Source organism: Pseudomonadota bacterium, assembly GCA_039024915.1.
Taxonomy (GTDB): domain Bacteria; phylum Pseudomonadota; class Alphaproteobacteria; order Rhizobiales; family MH13; genus MH13.
In genome coordinates, this window is sequence record JBCCPK010000001.1 from 157,590 (window position 1) to 174,062 (window position 16,473).

Sequence of the window (16,473 nt, forward strand, 5' to 3'; positions counted from 1 at the left end):
TGTGGGGCGCGCACAACGGGCCGGACGGTCAAGTTGGGCCCCTCGACGGGCGTCGCAGGGGCCTGATGCGCAGGCCGAGCAGCAGGCGCGACGTCTCGGCTTTCGCACCATTTGCGGCGTGGACGAAGCCGGGCGCGGGCCCTTGGCAGGTCCGGTCGTGGCCGCAGCGGTGGTCCTGCCGTTTGATTTCATAGGTGAAGGCGAGCCGATCTCGGGTTCCGAGGGCCCCGGTGCGGCTGTGCTGCCCGATGAACTTGCGGGTCTCAACGATTCAAAACAGCTGACAGAGGCCAGGCGGGAGCAGCTTTTTGCCGCCTTGTGCCAGATGGCAGACGTCAGCATCGCCTCGCTGAGCGCGCCAACCATTGATTCGCGGAACATCCGAAAAGCATCGCTCGACGCGATGCGGCTCGCGATTCTTGGCCTGCCGCATCGGCCGCATTTCGCCCTGATAGACGGTACCGACGAGCCCCCGGCCCTGCCCTGCGCGGCTGCAACCCTTATCAAAGGCGATGGACGAAGCCTTTCGATTGCGGCGGCTTCCATCTGCGCCAAGGTCGCGCGAGACCGCATGATGGTGGCGGCAGATAGGCTGTATCCAGGCTACCGCTTCGCTGCCCATAAGGGCTATGCAACCCAATCACACCGCGACGCGCTCGCACGGTTGGGGCCTTGCCACATCCACCGGCGCAGCTTCGCTCCGGTCCGGGAAGCCGCTATCGCGAAGGCCAGCCGATAAGGGTTATACCTTAGCAATTCCTGTTGAACCTTCATACTTCGGCAACGCTTTCTCAACGTCGCCTTTACCTTAACCGTCCACACTGGGGATGGTTTCGAAGTAATGCGTATGAGCGGACCATGACAGTATTGCGTAGGGGGGCGCAGCGTATCAGCGCCTCCCAGTCAGCCTCTGCCGGCGCGTTCGAGCCGGACCTGAACGATGTGATCGACACGGTGCGTGTTGGTGACAGTATCGCGCTGATGCAGCGCCTGCCGCCGGGCAGTATCGACGTCGTTTTCGCGGACCCACCCTACAATTTGCAGCTCCAAGGCGACCTCCAAAGGCCGGACCAGAGCGCGGTCGACGCGGTCGATGATGCGTGGGACCAATTTGAAAGCTTCGCAGCTTATGACGCTTTCAGTCGCGCATGGCTGTTAGCCGCCCGCCGCGCACTCAAGCCTTCGGGAACGCTTTGGGTAATCGGCTCGTATCACAACATTTTCCGTGTTGGCGCAACGCTCCAGGACCTGGGCTACTGGGTGCTCAACGATGTGATCTGGCGCAAAACGAATCCAATGCCGAACTTCAAGGGCCGGCGCTTTGCCAACGCCCACGAAACGCTCATCTGGGCCGCGCGCTCCGAGCAGGGCAAACGCTACACCTTCAATTACGACGCGCTCAAAGCAGCTAATGATGACATTCAGATGCGCTCGGATTGGACCTTTCCGATATGTACGGGCGCGGAGCGTCTCAAGGATGAAGATGGCCGCAAGATCCACCCGACACAGAAGCCCGAAGCGCTGCTTGCGCGTGTGCTGATCGCATCAAGCAAGCCCGGCGATGTGGTTCTTGACCCTTTTTTCGGGACCGGCACGACCGGCGCGGTCGCCAAACGGCTTGGTCGGCGGTTTATCGGGTTCGAGCGCGATGCGGGGTACGCCGATGCGGCACGCATGCGCATCGATGGCGTCGAGCCAGCGCCCGAGGCGGCGCTGCAGATGATGCGCGGCAAACGCACAGAGCCCCGGGTTCCGTTCGCGACACTGCTTGAAGCGGGCTACATCATGGCGGGCGAGGAGCTTGTCGATGGACGCGAAAGGCATAGCGCGCTTGTGCGGGCAGACGGCACGCTCGCCAGTGGCGACCATGAGGGGTCCATCCACAAGGTGGGCGCTCTGGTCGAAGAGCAACAGGCCTGCAATGGCTGGACCTTCTGGCACGCGCGCCGCGGCGATAATCTTGTCCTGATCGACGATTTCCGGGCGGAAATCCGCAAGAAATCGGCCTAACGTCCCTTCCCGCCTCGCAAGCTTTCTGCCCGCTCTGGCAACGCAGCGCGCAGCACCTTGATCATCACCGTCGGCCAGGCCTGCTTTGCGATCTGCTCGGGGCCCGCCCACCATCCGCCATCGGACGGTGCCTTTGACGAGGCAACGCGGTAAACATCGAGCGTCAGCGCAAAATGGGTGAATACATGCTGGATCGTTCCGATCCGCTCGCCGTCGAACACCGGTGCAGGCGACGCAGACCAGTCCGAGGTTGGCACCTGCGTCATACCAGGTAGCAGCCCATCTTCCGGGCGCTTTTCGCACCAGATCGCACCGTCTGCGGGCCGGACGATGACCTGAGCGGCACCGAAGCGCACAGGCTTGGCCTTCTTCGGCTCCTTGACGGGAAAGCGTTCGGCGTCGCCGTAGCGATGCGCATCGCAAGTGCTCGTTAAAGGGCACAGCGCGCAGACCGGGTTGCGGGGCGTGCAGATCGTTGCGCCCAAATCCATGGTTGCCTGGGCGAAGTCGCCCGGCCGGTCACGAGGCACCAAGGGACGGAGCTTGTCCGTCACCTCTTTCTTGAGCTTGGGTCCGCTGGAAGTGAGCCGGAAGACCCGCGAGAACACCCGCTCGACGTTGCCATCAACCACCGGCACCGCTTCACCAAACGCGATACTCGCAATGGCGGCGCTGGTGTAGGCACCGATGCCGGGTAGATCAGCAAGCTGCGCCGCAGTGGTCGGAAAGTGGCCGCCTGTCTCGGCAACCACCTTGGCGCATTTGTGCAGGTTGGCCGCGCGCCGGTAATAGCCCAGCCCCGCCCATGCCGAGCGGATGTCGTCGTCGCTTGCCTTCGCCAAATCCCCGACCGTGGGCCAGCGCTCGATGAACGCCGCGTAGTAGGGCGCGACCGCCTGAACGGTGGTCTGTTGCAACATGATTTCCGACAGCCAGACCTTGTACGGATCTTGTCGTTCGCCGCGCTTGGATTGCTGGGGCGGGATGCGCCAGGGCAAATGGCGGGCATGCCGGTCGTACCAACCCAAGAGGCTTTGCGCGGGCGTCACGCGCGCGACGGCACGGCGCGAATAGCGCCGGTCGCCACCTGAACCCGATTTGATGACGTCAGTTGATACGCGATTTGACGTCTGCGATCGCACTGTCAATCAGCTTGGCTGCCTCCGCACCCTTGGTCTGCTCGGCAAGCAGCTTCTCAGACGCAGCAATCGCCAGCTCAGCCGCGCGCGCCCGCACTTCTGATAGTGCCTGGCTTTCCGCCTGCGCGATACGCGCTTCCGCGGCCGCCGTGCGGCGCGTGATCATCTCTTCGAGCGCCGCTTCGGTTTCTTCAGTCATGCGCTGGGCTTCGACCTTAGCCTGATCGAGGATCGCCTCAGCTTCTTCGTCGGCATTCTGGGTCTTACGCCGAAAATCCGCGAGGACCGCCTGCGCCTCCTCCCGAAGTCGGCGGGCCTCTTCCAGCTCGCCGCGAACCTTGTCAGCGCGCGCATCAAGCGCCCGGGTCACCATTCCCGGCACCTTGAGATAGAAGATCAGCGCAAAGAAAATGATCAGCGCGACCAGAGCCCAAAACGATGAATCCATGGTGGTCTCTCTTCTTTAAGTCGACGCCTAGCCTTTGGCGACGTCGCCAATCGCTTGGCTGATAGCGCCTGCATCGGGCACTTTGGGTGCCAGCTTTTCCAAAATCGCGCCCGCTGCGTCCGCCGCGATGGTGTCGACCTGCGTCAGGGCTTCGCTCTTGATGGAAGCGATACGCGTTTCGGCCTCAGACAGCTTTTCGCTCAGCGCCTTTTCCGACGCTTCACGCTTTGCGGTCGTCTCGGCGGTCAGCTTGTCGCGCGTCTCACTTGCGACCGCCTGCGCTTTTGAACGCGCATCGGACAGAGCGCTTTCATAGCTCTCCATGGCCGATTGCGTTTCGCTCTTAAGCCGCTCGGCCTCCGCCAGATCGCTCGCAATCCGGTCGTGCCGATCCTCGAGGATCCCTGAAATACGTGGGCCGGCAATCTTCGAGATCACGTAGTAGGTCAGCCCGAAAGCGATGACCAACCAGAACAGCTGGGAAGCATAAGTCGAGGTATCAAACGGCGGAAAAAGGCCGCTTGATGCCGCTTCGGCGCCATGCGCTGCATCTTCTGTTGTTGCCATTGTGAGCAATCCTCACTGCGCTGCGACGGTGTGTGCGGGAAAACCCGCAAAAAAGTGCTTGAGTTAACCGGAAGGATGGCACGTTGGCCCCGCGACAAGCACGTAGACCGGCGGACCCCCAACCTATCGGCACTTTGTGAGTTCAACCGGGAGAGCGGCGCGCTATGTGTGCGCGTCGCACCCCATTCCCGTTGTGCGGGCGGAAAGCCTTAGACAGCGAACAGCAACAGAAGCGCGACGAGCAGCGAGAAGATGCCCAACGCCTCGGTCACGGCGAAGCCGAAGATCAAACGGCCGAACTGACCGTCAGCGGCTGAGGGGTTACGCAGGGCGCCGGACAGGTAGTTGCCGAAAATCTGGCCAAGGCCGATGGCCGCGCCACCCATGCCGAGACAGGCGATACCGGCACCGATAAGGGCTGCTGCATCTGCTTCCATGATTGAACTCCTTTGGAAAGATAGCGTGTTGATCGAAGGGGGCCGTGCGGGTGCCCGGCCTAAGGTTTGAGACTGGATCAGTGTGATGGGTGAAGCGCGTCGTTAAGATACATGCAGGTCAGCACTGCGAAGACATAGGCCTGTAGGAACGACACGAGGAATTCGAGAGCGGTCATCGCGACGGTCATGATCAGCGGCAGGATCGAACCACCGATCCCCAAAACGCCCATCCCGGTGAGCGAAACGATGAAACCGGCAAACACTTTCAAGGTGATGTGGCCCGCCAGCATGTTGGCGAACAGGCGCACAGACAATGAAATGGGCCGCGACAAGAACGAAATGACCTCAATCGCTGTCACCAGGGGGATCAGATAACCGGGGACGCCGCTCGGCACGAACAGCTTCAGGAAACTGAGCCCGTTCTTCATAAAACCGTACACAACGACCGTTCCGATCACGAGCATCGCGAGCGCAAACGTGACAATGATGTGGCTGGTGACGGTGAAGAAATAGGGGAACATGCCAAACAGGTTGGCGAACAGGATGAACATGAAAAGCGAGAACACGAGCGGGAAGAATTTCATTCCCTGCGTGCCCGCCGCATCCCTGAGCATGTTGGCGACAAACTCGTAACTGATTTCCGCAGCCGCTTGCCAGCGCCCGGGAACCAGCCCCCGTCCGTTCGTGGACAGTACGAGAAAGGCGGCAACGGCGCCGGTTGTCGCCAGCATGAACAGCGAAGAGTTCGTGAAGGAGAAATCGAGATTGGCGATTTCCACCGGAACAATTGTGGAGATCTCGAACTGTTTAATCGGATCGTTCGCCAAAGCGCATCTCTCCTTGCCCGTGCCGGGCGCCGGGCGTGTCCGGCGTTTCTATCTCTTAGCGCACGCGTGTGCGCCAGTGTTGCTTTCGGCCCACCGCGTCGCTGCGCGGACCGCTTGATCGCTCTAGCCCTTACCGGCCATCGCGATCCGAATTGACTGTGTCATCTCGCCGCGCCCGCAGGGGGCGTGGCTGCGCGATCAACCCAAGCGTTCTCATGACGTTTAGAACGCCCGCTGCAAACCCCAACAAAAGCAGAACAATCAGACCGAAAGGCCCTGTTCCGGCGACCTCATCAAGGCCCCAACCCAGCAAACCCCCAACAAAAACCGCCGCAATGAAGTCCGACGATACCCGCATCGCCATCGACCATTGCGATCGATCCTGTTTCGCCTGCTTTTCGAGCACCGGATCGGGGCGATGCGCATCCAGTTTGGCGTCCAAGGCTTCGAGGCGCTCCTGCACATCGGATAACTCTTGGTTCGCGCCAGACTGCGCTTTTGGACCGCGATTGCTGTCTTTGCCCTGTGAGCCCGGACCGGGGTCGGCTGGGTCACCCACCCAAGCTCTCCTGCATGATGCTCTAGTGATGCTGCATTTGCGAAAATCGGCGGGACCATAGGGGCGGTCGCCCTGCAAAGTCAACGGCCCTCACGCCAGCCCTCTGCAACCGCAAACCAGCGGGTTTTGGCGTCCGTCAGGCGGCGCTGCCGGCGTCCACCAACGCCTCTGCGTCGGCAAGATCGACCGAAACGATCTGGCTGACGCCGCGCTCGGCCATTGTAACCCCGAACAAACGCTGCATACGGCTCATCGTGATGGGATTGTGGGTCACCACAAGGAACCGGGTCGAAGCGCGTTTTCCCATCTCGTCCAGAAGATCGCAGAAGCGTTCAACGTTGGCGTCGTCGAGCGGTGCATCGACCTCGTCGAGAATGCAGATCGGTGCAGGGTTGCAAAGGAACACCGCAAATATCAGCGCCATGGCGGTCAGGGCCTGCTCGCCGCCCGACAGAAGCGTGATCGACTGAGGCTTCTTGCCGGGCGGCTTGGCGATAATCTCAAGGCCGGCATCCAGCGGATCGTCAGCGTCGACCAGTTGAAGCTCCGCATCGCCGCCACCAAAAAGCTGGACGAACAACTCGTTGAACCGCTCGTTGACGCGGTCAAACGCTTCCAGAAGCTTCGCTCGCCCTTCCCTGTTCAACGTTGATATGGTCGAGCGCAACTTGGTGATCGCCTCGGCAACGTCGTCGCGCTCCAGCACCAGCATATCGCGTCGCTCGGCCACCTCATTGGCCTCCTGTTCCGCCGCAAGATTGACGGCGCCGATGCGTGCACGGGCGTCCTTAAGGGTTGAAAGCTCTTTCTCCAATGCCTCCAGCGTTGGGGTCTGCATGCCGGGCTCAAAGCCAGCCATTGCCATGAGCGCATGCGGCGCAGCATCGACCGCTTCGACGATCATCGCTTCAAGCGTGTTGCGCCTCTCATCCGCAGCCGCTTTGCGCTCTTCGGCCCTGCCATGCGCTTCGCGCGCCGCGAAATAAGCCTCTTTGATCTCGCGGGCACGGGCATCCGCCTGGCGCTGCTGCCCCTCAAGCGCTGCAAGCCGGTCTGCAGTCTTGCCGCGTTCCGCTTCGGCCGCTTCGATCTGCGCCGCCAAAGCCCGGCGCTTAGCAACCAACTCACCCGGCGCTCCATCGAGTGCCTCAAGTGTCGCCTCGAGCTCAGATTTGCGGCGCGCAAGCGTTTGCGAATGGGCGGCTGCGGCTTCGGCGCGGCGGCTCCATCCTTCGAGCGCGCGCTGAACAGTCTCAACCCGGCGCGCGGTATCGTCCAGGTCGCGCTCAATCGCTTGAGCAGCCGCGACCGCGTCGTTTGATCGTGTTCGCGCCGCGCCCTCCGCTTCTGAAGCTGCCCGGAGCTCAGCTTCCAACGCTTCAAGCTTTTCCGGCTCAACGGTGGAGGTCTGGGCATGCGCCACCGCTTCTTGCGCAGCTTGCAAGGCTTCTTCGAGCCGCTTGAGATCGCCTTGCGCCGCTGCAAGTTGCGCGGCTTCGCGCTCTGCTGCGCGTTCAATCCCGACCAGAGCGTTCGCAGCGTGGTCATATGCCCGGCGCGCATCTGCCTCGTCCTTGCGGGCCTGAGAGTAGGCGTCACCCGCCTGCCGCATCGCTTCAAGCGCGTTGGTATGGCTTTGCGAAAGAGCCCCGACTTCCGTCTGCGCGGCTGCCAAATCCGAGCGGAGCGCGCCAAGGCGGTTGCGCTCGGCCAACTTAATGGCGGCGGCTGATGGTGCGTCGGCCTTGCGGGCATAGCCGTCCCAACGCCAAACCGCACCGTCCTTTGAGACCAGGATCTGTCCAGCCGACAGCTGGTGTTGCAGCGTGTCACCTTGCTCCGGCTCGACGAGCCCAATCTGCGCCAGAGCGCGCGCGAGCAACGGTGCGCCACGCACATAACGAGCGAAAGCGGTAACATTGGCGGGCAGCTCTGGTCCGTCGGGATGGTCGTCCCCCAGATTGGCCCAGAAATGCGGCGCATCAGCACTGGTAGCGGCTTCAAGCGCCTCGCCGAGCGCCGCACCAAGCGCAGCTTCGTATCCCGGCTCCACCGTCAGCGCGTCAAGAACAGACCCGTATTCGCGCCCCGGATCGCTGTCTGTCGGCTGGGAGCCGACAAGCTTCTCAAGGGTATTGACCTCAGCCTGAAGCAGGTTGAAGGCCTTCTCCTTCGCCCGCAGGGGCTGTTCTGCCGCAGCCGCGGCAGCCATCGCCTCGGTCCGGTGAACTTCCGCAAGAGCGGCCCTTTCGGCGGCGCTCTCCGACTTGTGTTTGTGGGCCTGTGCGTCCTGCCGGGCGTTTGCAAGTTGCTGTGCAGACTGCGAGTGAACAAGCTTATCGGCGGCCAAACGTGCTGCAGCATGTTTTGCTTCGGCGTCAGCCAACTGAGCCTGGGACCGCGCGGTCATCTGCTTTTGGGCGTCCACCTGAGCGCGGGCCGCGGCAAGCGAATCGCGCGCCGCGTTGCTGGCGGCAAGGGCCCGCTCAAGTTCATCTTGCGCTTTCTCGGCCGCCAGCTTCCGGTCTGGAAGTTGATCCTGTGCCGCTTTGCGCGCGGCATCGAGCGCTTTAAGATCCTCTTCCAACGCGGCTCTCTCCGCAGCCTGTTCGGAGGAGATGCCCGTCTCGCGGGCGATGTCCGCGTTGAGGGTTTCGAGTTGGCCCCGAGCGGTATCGAGGCGTTCGGCAATGCGCTTTTCCTCCGATGCCAGCTCATCGCGAGCCCTCAGCAGCCGACCCAGGGCGGCACCGGCTTGGGCAGCCTTTTCGCGCGCGTCGGGCACTTGTGCTGCGGCGCTTGCCTGGGCGGTGGCAGCAGACAGTTGGCCCTCGTCGGCGCGCGCCAGAAGCTCTGTCGCCTCTTTAAGGTGCGACGCCGCCTGGTTAGCGGTGCTGTTAGCTTCCGCCCACTTCAGCGCAAAGACACCCGCCTCGACCTTGCGGGTCTTGGCAGCGATGTCGCGAAAGCGCGCAGCCTGCCTTGCTTGCTTGCGCAAGCCGTCAAGCTGGCGATCCAGCTCGGCGACCACATCGTCAAGGCGCTCGATGTTGGCTTCTGCCGCTTTGAGCCGCAGCTCGGCCTCATGGCGGCGCGTGTGCAGGCCCGATATGCCCGCCGCTTCTTCGAGCAGTGCGCGCCTTTGCGCCGGCTTCGCAGCAATGATCTCGCCGATCTGACCCTGCCGGACCATCGAAGGCGAGCGCGCCCCTGATGCAGCGTCAGCGAACATGAGCTGGACATCGCGCGCCCGCGCTTCGCGACCGTTGACGCGGTAGTTCGAACCCTTGTCCCGCTCAATCTTGCGCGAAACTTCAAGCTGCTCATGTTCGTTGAAGGCGGCTGGAGCCTTGCGCTCGGAATTATCGAGAAAAAGCCGGACTTCCGCCCAATGGCGCGCCGGGCGTTTGGCCGAGCCGGAGAAGATCACTTCTTCCATGCCCGACGCGCGCATGGCCTTGTATGAGCTTTCGCCCATGACCCAGCGCATCGCCTCGACCAGATTGGACTTGCCGCAACCATTGGGCCCGACAATACCGGTGAGACCATTCTCGATCAGAAGGTCGGTCGGCTCGACAAAGGTCTTGAAGCCTGTGATGCGCAGTTTGTTGAATTTCATGGGCGAGGACTGCCTATGAAATACCGTGCGCGTAGACGCGCTGCCCCGGCGCTAGGCCAGCAGCGGATCGATGATTTCGGCGTACTCTTCAGGGCTCCGCGCACCGGGGAATCTCGCACCATTGATAAATATCGTCGGCGTCGAGGCGACCCCAAACTCCTGCGCGCCTCGCTCCGCGCCGGCCACAATAGCCCGTTCAAGCTCCTGATTCGTCAAGCACGCGTTGAACGTCTCTTGGGTATAACCGGCTTGCGCGACAATGGCGAAAAGCGCTTCGGCAGGGTTCGCCGCCGCAGCCCATTCGCGCTGGCGCTCGAACAGGATGTCTATGACGTCGTGGTAGAGGCTTTCGTCGGCACAGCGGGCCAGCATGGATGCCGCGCGCGCGCGCGCATCAAGCGGAAAATCGCGGAAAACGTAGAAGGCCTGACCGTTGTCGATGTATTCCGCCTTGATCGCAGGAAGGGCACTGGTGTGAAAGCGGGCGCAGTGCGGGCATGTCATGGACGAATAGTCGACAATAACGACCGGCGCATCGGGATCGCCCAGCGTAACGTCCGGAAGACCATCGGTTGGGGTGAGAAGCTCCGAAAGGCTGACTTCATCCTCGCCACCGGACGGGACCTGCCGCGTTGTTCCATCAGGCGCTGTGGCCGTGGACGAATCGTTACAGGCCGCAAGAACGGCGCCCGAGGCGGTCAAAAGGGCAGACGTCCGCAAGAAAGTGCGGCGGTCAGTCGGCAGTTGGATCGGGTTGCGCATGGCGGATCGCATGTCCTCGTCAAGTGTTTGGCGCGGCTAAGCGGCGGAAACTCGTTTGGTCAGGGGGTTACCACGTTCGCGCGCTGCGGCAAGTCGAACCCCACATCTGCAGCTTTTCTTTCAGGCGACCATGGCAAAACAGCGGCAGTACCGGTCTAGTCCTCTCGTCGCTCACCGGCGGCGAAAACCTGTGAGCCCAATGCCTTAAGGGCCTCACGTAGGTTCTCATCATGGATACCATCAGTCGCGGCCGACGCCTGTTCACGGTTTTGTGAAGTTGGCGCGGAAACGGTCTTATCGGCCCTGTTGGCGCGCGAGCCGGCGGTCCCGTCATTCACCGCGCCGGGCAGCACCTTGAGCCGAGCTATTGCGCTGTAGCCGAAGACCGCATTGGCGCGCTCGACGATCAGCCCCTGGCCATAATCGAGATCGACCGCAACTGACGGGTCCGCGCGCACCTCAAGCAGCCCACCCTCCTTGTACTTGGCATGGCGGCTTCGGGACTTCGGCAGAGGCTTCAGGCTGATAGGAAAGCATGCGGAAGCCAGACGCGGCCCGACAATCTCTGCCCAAGCGTCGATGAGGGCCGCTGGCACGAAAGTCTTGCCCTTGCGCATCGGCTCCATGACGCTCGTCACCATGGCCCCCAGAGCGACCGCCGATGTTGGCTGCACGCCTTTGGTGGTCACGGCATGACCCAGCACGGTCCCGGTGGTCCGCTCTGCGAAGCGCACCCGCGGCGATCCGACGTTCTTGTCCCTATCGGCCATCGAAGATCTATCCGCCCTTTCCTAGGGGTGCGATCCCTGATAGCGGCTAGCCGCCGAGATGCCCACCGGCAGCCACCACCCACACAAGGACCTGACCTGCGTGTTTGAGCTTATCATTTTCGACTGCGATGGCGTTCTGATCAACTCCGAAATGATCGCCGCGCGGGTTCAATCGGTCGCCTACAAACGCGAAGGTTTTGAAATGGAACCGCTGGGCTTTGCGGAGCATTTCGCGGGCAAAACCCATCACGCGATCCGGGCAGAGATCGAAGAGGATCTGGGCAAGCCACTGAGCGAGGATTTCGCCCAGAAGCTGGAAGAGGCTTTCTTTGAGCTGGCCGACGCTGAAATGACGGCCGTCGGGGGTGTCGATGAGATGCTTGACCAGATTGAGTTACCGCGCTGCATCTGCTCGAACTCCGATAGCGATTATTTGCACCGCTATTTGTCCGATGTCGGCCTGATCGATCGCTTCGAGCCGCACATTTTTTCGGCCATGGAGGTCGGCACCAAAGCGCCGAAACCCGACCCCAATGTGTTTTCCTTCGCCAGCCAAAGCTTCGGCCTGCAAGCTGATCGCTGTCTGGTCGTCGAAGATTCAGCGGCAGGCGTCAAAGGTGCGGTCGATGCCGGCATGACCGTGATCGGCTTTGTCGGCGCGGATCACACCTGGCCGGGACATGCCGAGATTTTGATGCAAGCTGGCGCTCTGACCACCGTCAATCGCCACGCCGAGCTCGCCGAAACGATCAATGCGCTCGCCCAATGGGAAGGCGAACCACTCGGCTAAGCGGCCAGCAGAGGCGTGGCAGCGGCCAGCAGAGGCGTGGCAAGCGCGGTGCCGGTGCCTAGGTTTCCTGGCTGTCGAAGCCGACAATCACCACGAAGTTGGTGCGGCGCTGGGGCAGTGGCACCGAAAGATCGCGGTAAATCGTCGTGAAATTCGCCGAAACCTCGGTCGGTTCGATGACGGCTCGCGGACGAATGACATCGCTCGAAAGGACGGTGTTCTCAAAACGATCGAGTACGACCACCCGGAGCGGCAAATCAATTGACGCCGGCGCGCCTTGCGGCCCCATCAAAACGCGACCGGCAATTCCAACGGACAGAGCCAATGCTGGGCCTATCGAGGTGCACTCAACCGCCGTCTGTGTGATCTGCGCCTGGTAGCGAAGCGCCTGTGGCGTTGGCTCTTCACCGGGAACGTAGAGCTGCAAGGACTGTGTGCCTTCCCGGATCGACACCTCCGGGCAGAGCTGATCAGCGCGCAACTGGTCAACCGAAACCCCGCCAATGGTGGTCACGGTGGCCGGCTCAGCCCGCTGACCGCCACCGCCTCCGATAACGCTGGTGACCGCATCAATAGCGCCACCGCCGCAGCCCGATAGCGCGACCGACAGGCAACACAGCGCCGCCGTGCGAACCAAAAGCCTTGGGGAAAAAGCCAAACGCGCTACACCACTTACCGACATTCCGCTCACTCAAATACCACACGATTCCGCGCCGACGTCATCGCCAGCGGCGGCTATTTAGCAAGTTGCCAGCAGCTTGGCGAGGGGATAGCAACCGCTTCATGACACCGACCCATCCATCGCTCACACCTGACGCACTGCGGCATCACTGGTCGTTGCGGGTCCTTCCACGATGGGCCCGTCCGTATGGGCGCCTGATGCGGCTTGAACGTCCCATCGGCTGGCAGTTGTTGTTCTGGCCGTGCGCCTTCTCGTCTCTCCTGGCGAGCCTCGCCACCAGTAACGGGCCGGCGTGGGCTCATCTGGCGTTGTTTCTGATCGGCTCAATCATCATGCGCAGCGCCGGTTGCACCCTCAACGACATCGTTGATCGCGATATCGATGCGAAAGTCGCGCGCACGGCAGCGCGTCCGATCCCCGCCGGCGAGGTCAGCGTCCTTGGCGCACTGATCTTTCTGGCCGTGCTGCTTTTCGCTGGCCTGATCGTGCTTTTGCAATTCAATTGGTTCACCATTGGAGTTGGTGCCAGTTCGCTCATCCTGGTGGCGATCTACCCCTTCATGAAGCGCATCACCAACTGGCCTCAACTGGTCCTTGGCCTGGTTTTTTCATGGGGAGCGCTGGTTGGCTGGGCGGCGCAACTGGGTGCGCTGGGGTGGGCGCCATTGGCCTGCTACGTCGCATGCGTTGCTTGGATCGTTGGTTACGATACGATTTACGCATTCCAGGATCTTGAAGATGACGCACTGATTGGAATTGGCTCAACGGCGCAGATCGTTGGCCAGTCCGCACCACTTTTTGTCGGCGTTTGTTACACCCTGACGATTGTAGGATTGGGTACTGCGTTGGCACTCGCCGGCAGCGGGCTGCTTGGTTTTGGCGCACTTGCCCTCGCTGCCGGGCACTTTGCCTGGCAGGTCACGTCAATCCGTACGGACGATCCGCAACTTTGCCTGCGACTGTTCAAATCGAATCACCCGCTCGCAATGATCATTGCAGCGGGCCTTCTGGTGGAGGTCCTGGTCTGATCGGACGCCTGAATCGAATACAGACTTAGCGCTGTGCACGGCGCTTGGAGAAGCGCGGGCGACGGCGGACAAGTTTGCCTTTGCGCCGTTCCGCCGGTTCGCCAACCGCAACGGCTCCCAACATCGGACGCACAACACTGTCTGGGCCGCCATCGGTGCGCAGTATCATGGCCACCGAAAGCCGGTCTGCCCACCGTCGCCAGACCGCAACGGCGTCATCCAGCGCAAGATCGTCAGCAAGGACAACTGAATGCACGGCACTGTCATGGCGCAGAACCAACTTGACCGTGGGCGGCGTATCTGGCCCCTGCAAGGCTTTGAGTTCCGCCGCCACACCGCGATAGGCGTTGAGCGGGATGCGCTGAAGCGTCAGCGTGCCCGCCAGACGTTGTGTGATGACGATGGCGCGATCGGCTCTGTCGAGCCGCGCGCGCCGTGGCATCGACACCGCCATGGGTATGGCGTCGACGCATCCACTATCCAAAGATGCGCGCACGCGTGCCGGGTTTGTTCGGGACGGCTGTGATCCCATTGGTCTCGCCTCTTTATTCCTGTCCGCCGAACCATCTTTGGGTTCAGCTAAGCTGAGCCAGTGGTTGATCCGCTGTGCTCGCCACCAATGTTTAAAGGGTGGGACTTCGCAGGCACTTAAGCAACGAGGTTAAAAAAGACTGGTTTGTGAGAGGGTTATCAGAACACAAACGGAAAAACGAAGACTGAGATGACACGGCGCCCGTGCGCAGCGCATTCAATCATGGCACGCTGGGTGGCGCTGGGTTGGGATTCGGACATGACAAGAGGCTGGTGATTTGGGCGAGCACGAAGATGATGAGGCGACAGCCACCGACGCGACAGCTTTGCCCGATATAGGCGTGCTGTGTGACGCAGCGCGCGAAGCGGGCGAGATCGCCTTGCGGTATTATGGCAACGCGCCCAAAACCTGGATGAAACCCGGAAACTCGCCCGTGACCGAGGCTGACCTCGCGATCGACCGGATGCTCCACCGCGAGCTGAGGGACGCGTTTCCGAGCTTTGGGTGGCTATCGGAAGAAATCGAGGATGACGGCTCGCGCTTGAGCGGCTCGCCAACGTTCATTGTCGATCCGATTGACGGCACCAAGGGCTTCATGGCTGGCAGCGACGATTGGGCGGTCTCGATCGGACTGGTGCATCAGGGTGAGCCGGTTCGGGGCGTGTTGTTCAATCCCGTTCGCGGCGAGATGATGATGGCCTCCAAGGGCATGGGCGCATCCGTGGAAACGGCGGACGGGACCGTAAGCGCACTGACCCCATCGGGTCGTGAGCAATTGAGCGGCTCACTCATAGCGCATCCGGGGCGGGTGTCTCCAGGCCAACCGCACCGAAAGGCACCGAGGCTCGCGTCACTCGCACTGCGCATTGCAGCCGTCGCCAGCGGGCGTTTTGACGGGTGCGTTGCGAGCGGCGGGGCGCGCGACTGGGATCTGGCCGCCGCCGATGCGCTGATCCGGGAGGCCGGTCTGGTCATGCAAACACGTGATGGGTCGCTGCCCCGGTACGACCGAGCCTCAACCGCACACGCCGTTCTGTTCTGCGGGACGGCGGGGCTTTGCGCGGCCATGGCGGAATTTGCGCCGGGTCGCTAGCCGAACGGATCTGCGTCCGCGCTTGACCGCTTGGGGTGCTCCGGTAGAACGCCTCGCATCGGTGCATTTGGCGTGCGCCATCCCTCCCCCCAATTCATGAGGTTACCGACGATGACGGAAACGACCAAAGATCAGAAGCCGCAGCTTCTCCACCTTGTTTTCGGTGGCGAGGTTGAAAGCCCCGACTCGCACACGTTCGTCGATCTGGATGCTCTGGACATCGTCGGCATTTACCCCAGCAACGCCGAGGCCGAGGATGCGTGGCGCGCGAAAGCGCAGGCGACCGTCGACAGCGCGACGACCCGGTACTTTGTGGTACACATGCATCGGCTTATGGATCCTGATCGCGACGGCGACGCCTAGCCAGCCTCCCGACGTCTAGCCGCCTGCCCAATGTCAACGTGAAACCGCCAACGTGCCCGATTCTGTGATTAAACGCATCAGCCGATCGCCAGCCGTCCAGAACGGGATCGGTTCTGCGCTTGCCGGTTACCTGGGGTTTGTGAACGCAACGGTGCGTCGGACACGCAGTGACCTGGTCAGCGGCGATGATCATATCGATCGCAACCTACCTGCGATCCTGACTTGCTGGCATGGCGAACACTTTATGTTGGCCGCTGCCAGTGAGCCGCAGTGGAAGCTGCATGCCATGATTTCCCGTAGCGCTGACGGTGCCATCAACGCCATCGCAGCACAGAAACTGGGCATTAAACCGGTTCGTGGCTCCGGCGAAACCAAGCGGGGTGCTTTCGCAAAGGGCAACATGAAGGGCGGGATGACGGCTTTCCGGGCCTTCACCCGCATCCTTGAAGAGGGCGCCTGCGTATCGATGACAGCCGACGTTCCCAAGATCGCGCGCGTCGTTTCTCCGGGACTGGTCAAGCTTGCCAGACTATCGGGGCGACCAATTTATCCGTGTGCCTACGTCACCCACCCACATATTGTGCTGTCGAGTTGGGATCGGGCAAAGCTCAACCTGCCGTTCACGCGGGGAGCTCTTGGCACACATGGCCCAATTTACATCGGAGCGGACGAGGGCGACGATGCGGATTGGTGTGCCCTCATCAAAGCGCGTCTCGATGAGATTACCGATCATTGCTACGCGCTTACCGGACGCCGCGCGGTCAAACATCCGCCACGGGCACATGCGCACGGTGAGCCATCATGACCCGTGGCCTCAATCGATGCGCCAGTAAAGGTGTGAGCGCGA

At 61.9% G+C, this 16,473-nt stretch carries 18 protein-coding genes; 7 read left to right on the forward strand and 11 right to left on the reverse strand.

Features of this window, described 5'->3' with window-relative positions; translation table 11 throughout:
• Position 1: 1 nt before the first annotated feature.
• Both AAF739_00830 and AAF739_00835 read left to right on the forward strand, forming a co-directional pair.
• Positions 2-739 carry a ribonuclease HII gene (locus AAF739_00830; GenBank protein MEM6381192.1) on the forward strand — a complete coding sequence of 246 codons (738 nt, stop codon included), beginning with the start codon at positions 2-4 and terminating at the stop codon, positions 737-739.
• Between the two features lie 194 nt (positions 740-933).
• Positions 934-2,010, forward strand: a complete 1,077-nt coding sequence (locus AAF739_00835) for a site-specific DNA-methyltransferase (GenBank protein ID MEM6381193.1) — start codon at positions 934-936, stop codon at positions 2,008-2,010.
• Here the strand turns inward: AAF739_00835 and mutY are convergent.
• The 9 genes from mutY to AAF739_00880 form a co-directional block, all read right to left on the reverse strand.
• Positions 2,007-3,059, reverse strand: coding sequence for an A/G-specific adenine glycosylase (mutY, locus tag AAF739_00840; protein MEM6381194.1), 1,053 nt, complete (start codon positions 3,057-3,059; stop codon positions 2,007-2,009). The two genes, AAF739_00835 and mutY, sit on opposite strands and share 4 nt — an antisense overlap.
• Positions 3,060-3,117: 58 nt before the next feature.
• Positions 3,118-3,597 carry an ATP F0F1 synthase subunit B gene (locus tag AAF739_00845; GenBank protein ID MEM6381195.1) on the reverse strand — a complete coding sequence of 160 codons (480 nt, stop codon included), beginning with the start codon at positions 3,595-3,597 and terminating at the stop codon, positions 3,118-3,120.
• A gap of 27 nt (positions 3,598-3,624) precedes the next feature.
• Positions 3,625-4,164, reverse strand: coding sequence for a F0F1 ATP synthase subunit B (locus tag AAF739_00850; protein MEM6381196.1), 540 nt, complete (start codon positions 4,162-4,164; stop codon positions 3,625-3,627).
• A gap of 209 nt (positions 4,165-4,373) precedes the next feature.
• Positions 4,374-4,601, reverse strand: a complete 228-nt coding sequence (locus AAF739_00855; GenBank protein ID MEM6381197.1) for a F0F1 ATP synthase subunit C — start codon at positions 4,599-4,601, stop codon at positions 4,374-4,376.
• 77 nt (positions 4,602-4,678) lie between these two features.
• Positions 4,679-5,428 carry a F0F1 ATP synthase subunit A gene (locus AAF739_00860; GenBank protein ID MEM6381198.1) on the reverse strand — a complete coding sequence of 250 codons (750 nt, stop codon included), beginning with the start codon at positions 5,426-5,428 and terminating at the stop codon, positions 4,679-4,681.
• Between the two features lie 130 nt (positions 5,429-5,558).
• Positions 5,559-5,987 carry an AtpZ/AtpI family protein gene (locus AAF739_00865; protein MEM6381199.1) on the reverse strand — a complete coding sequence of 143 codons (429 nt, stop codon included), beginning with the start codon at positions 5,985-5,987 and terminating at the stop codon, positions 5,559-5,561.
• A 136-nt stretch (positions 5,988-6,123) separates the two neighbouring features.
• Positions 6,124-9,606 (reverse strand): AAA family ATPase, encoded by a 3,483-nt coding sequence (locus tag AAF739_00870; GenBank protein MEM6381200.1) that lies wholly within the window; start codon positions 9,604-9,606, stop codon positions 6,124-6,126.
• 51 nt (positions 9,607-9,657) lie between these two features.
• Positions 9,658-10,368, reverse strand: a complete 711-nt coding sequence (locus tag AAF739_00875) for a DsbA family protein (protein ID MEM6381201.1) — start codon at positions 10,366-10,368, stop codon at positions 9,658-9,660.
• 155 nt (positions 10,369-10,523) lie between these two features.
• Entirely contained in the window at positions 10,524-11,138 is a 615-nt protein-coding gene (locus tag AAF739_00880) for a DciA family protein (protein ID MEM6381202.1), read from the reverse strand.
• Between the two features lie 100 nt (positions 11,139-11,238).
• On the opposite strand from AAF739_00880, the gene AAF739_00885 reads away from it, so the two are divergent.
• Positions 11,239-11,928, forward strand: coding sequence for an HAD-IA family hydrolase (locus tag AAF739_00885; protein MEM6381203.1), 690 nt, complete (start codon positions 11,239-11,241; stop codon positions 11,926-11,928).
• Between the two features lie 58 nt (positions 11,929-11,986).
• Here the strand turns inward: AAF739_00885 and AAF739_00890 are convergent, their stop codons facing one another.
• Positions 11,987-12,610 (reverse strand): hypothetical protein, encoded by a 624-nt coding sequence (locus AAF739_00890; protein ID MEM6381204.1) that lies wholly within the window; start codon positions 12,608-12,610, stop codon positions 11,987-11,989.
• Positions 12,611-12,711: 101 nt separating this feature from the next.
• Between AAF739_00890 and ubiA the strand changes: the two genes are divergently transcribed.
• Complete coding sequence (gene ubiA, locus AAF739_00895) at positions 12,712-13,638, forward strand: 4-hydroxybenzoate octaprenyltransferase (GenBank protein ID MEM6381205.1); 927 nt, start codon at positions 12,712-12,714, stop codon at positions 13,636-13,638.
• Positions 13,639-13,663: 25 nt separating this feature from the next.
• Here the strand turns inward: ubiA and AAF739_00900 are convergent, their stop codons facing one another.
• On the reverse strand, positions 13,664-14,170 hold the full coding sequence (locus AAF739_00900) for a DUF6101 family protein (GenBank protein ID MEM6381206.1): 507 nt from the start codon (positions 14,168-14,170) through the stop codon (positions 13,664-13,666).
• A 277-nt stretch (positions 14,171-14,447) separates the two neighbouring features.
• Here AAF739_00900 and AAF739_00905 point away from each other — a divergent pair, with 277 nt between their 5' ends.
• The 3 genes from AAF739_00905 (at position 14,448) to AAF739_00915 (ending at position 16,431) form a co-directional block, all read left to right on the forward strand.
• A complete protein-coding gene (locus AAF739_00905) occupies positions 14,448-15,263 on the forward strand; it encodes a 3'(2'),5'-bisphosphate nucleotidase CysQ (GenBank protein MEM6381207.1) in 816 nt (271 codons plus the stop codon).
• A gap of 111 nt (positions 15,264-15,374) precedes the next feature.
• Complete coding sequence (locus AAF739_00910; protein MEM6381208.1) at positions 15,375-15,626, forward strand: DUF4170 domain-containing protein; 252 nt, start codon at positions 15,375-15,377, stop codon at positions 15,624-15,626.
• 52 nt (positions 15,627-15,678) lie between these two features.
• Positions 15,679-16,431: a DUF374 domain-containing protein gene (locus AAF739_00915; GenBank protein MEM6381209.1), complete on the forward strand. Its 753-nt coding sequence runs from the start codon at positions 15,679-15,681 to the stop codon at positions 16,429-16,431.
• The last annotated feature ends 42 nt before the right edge of the window (positions 16,432-16,473 follow it).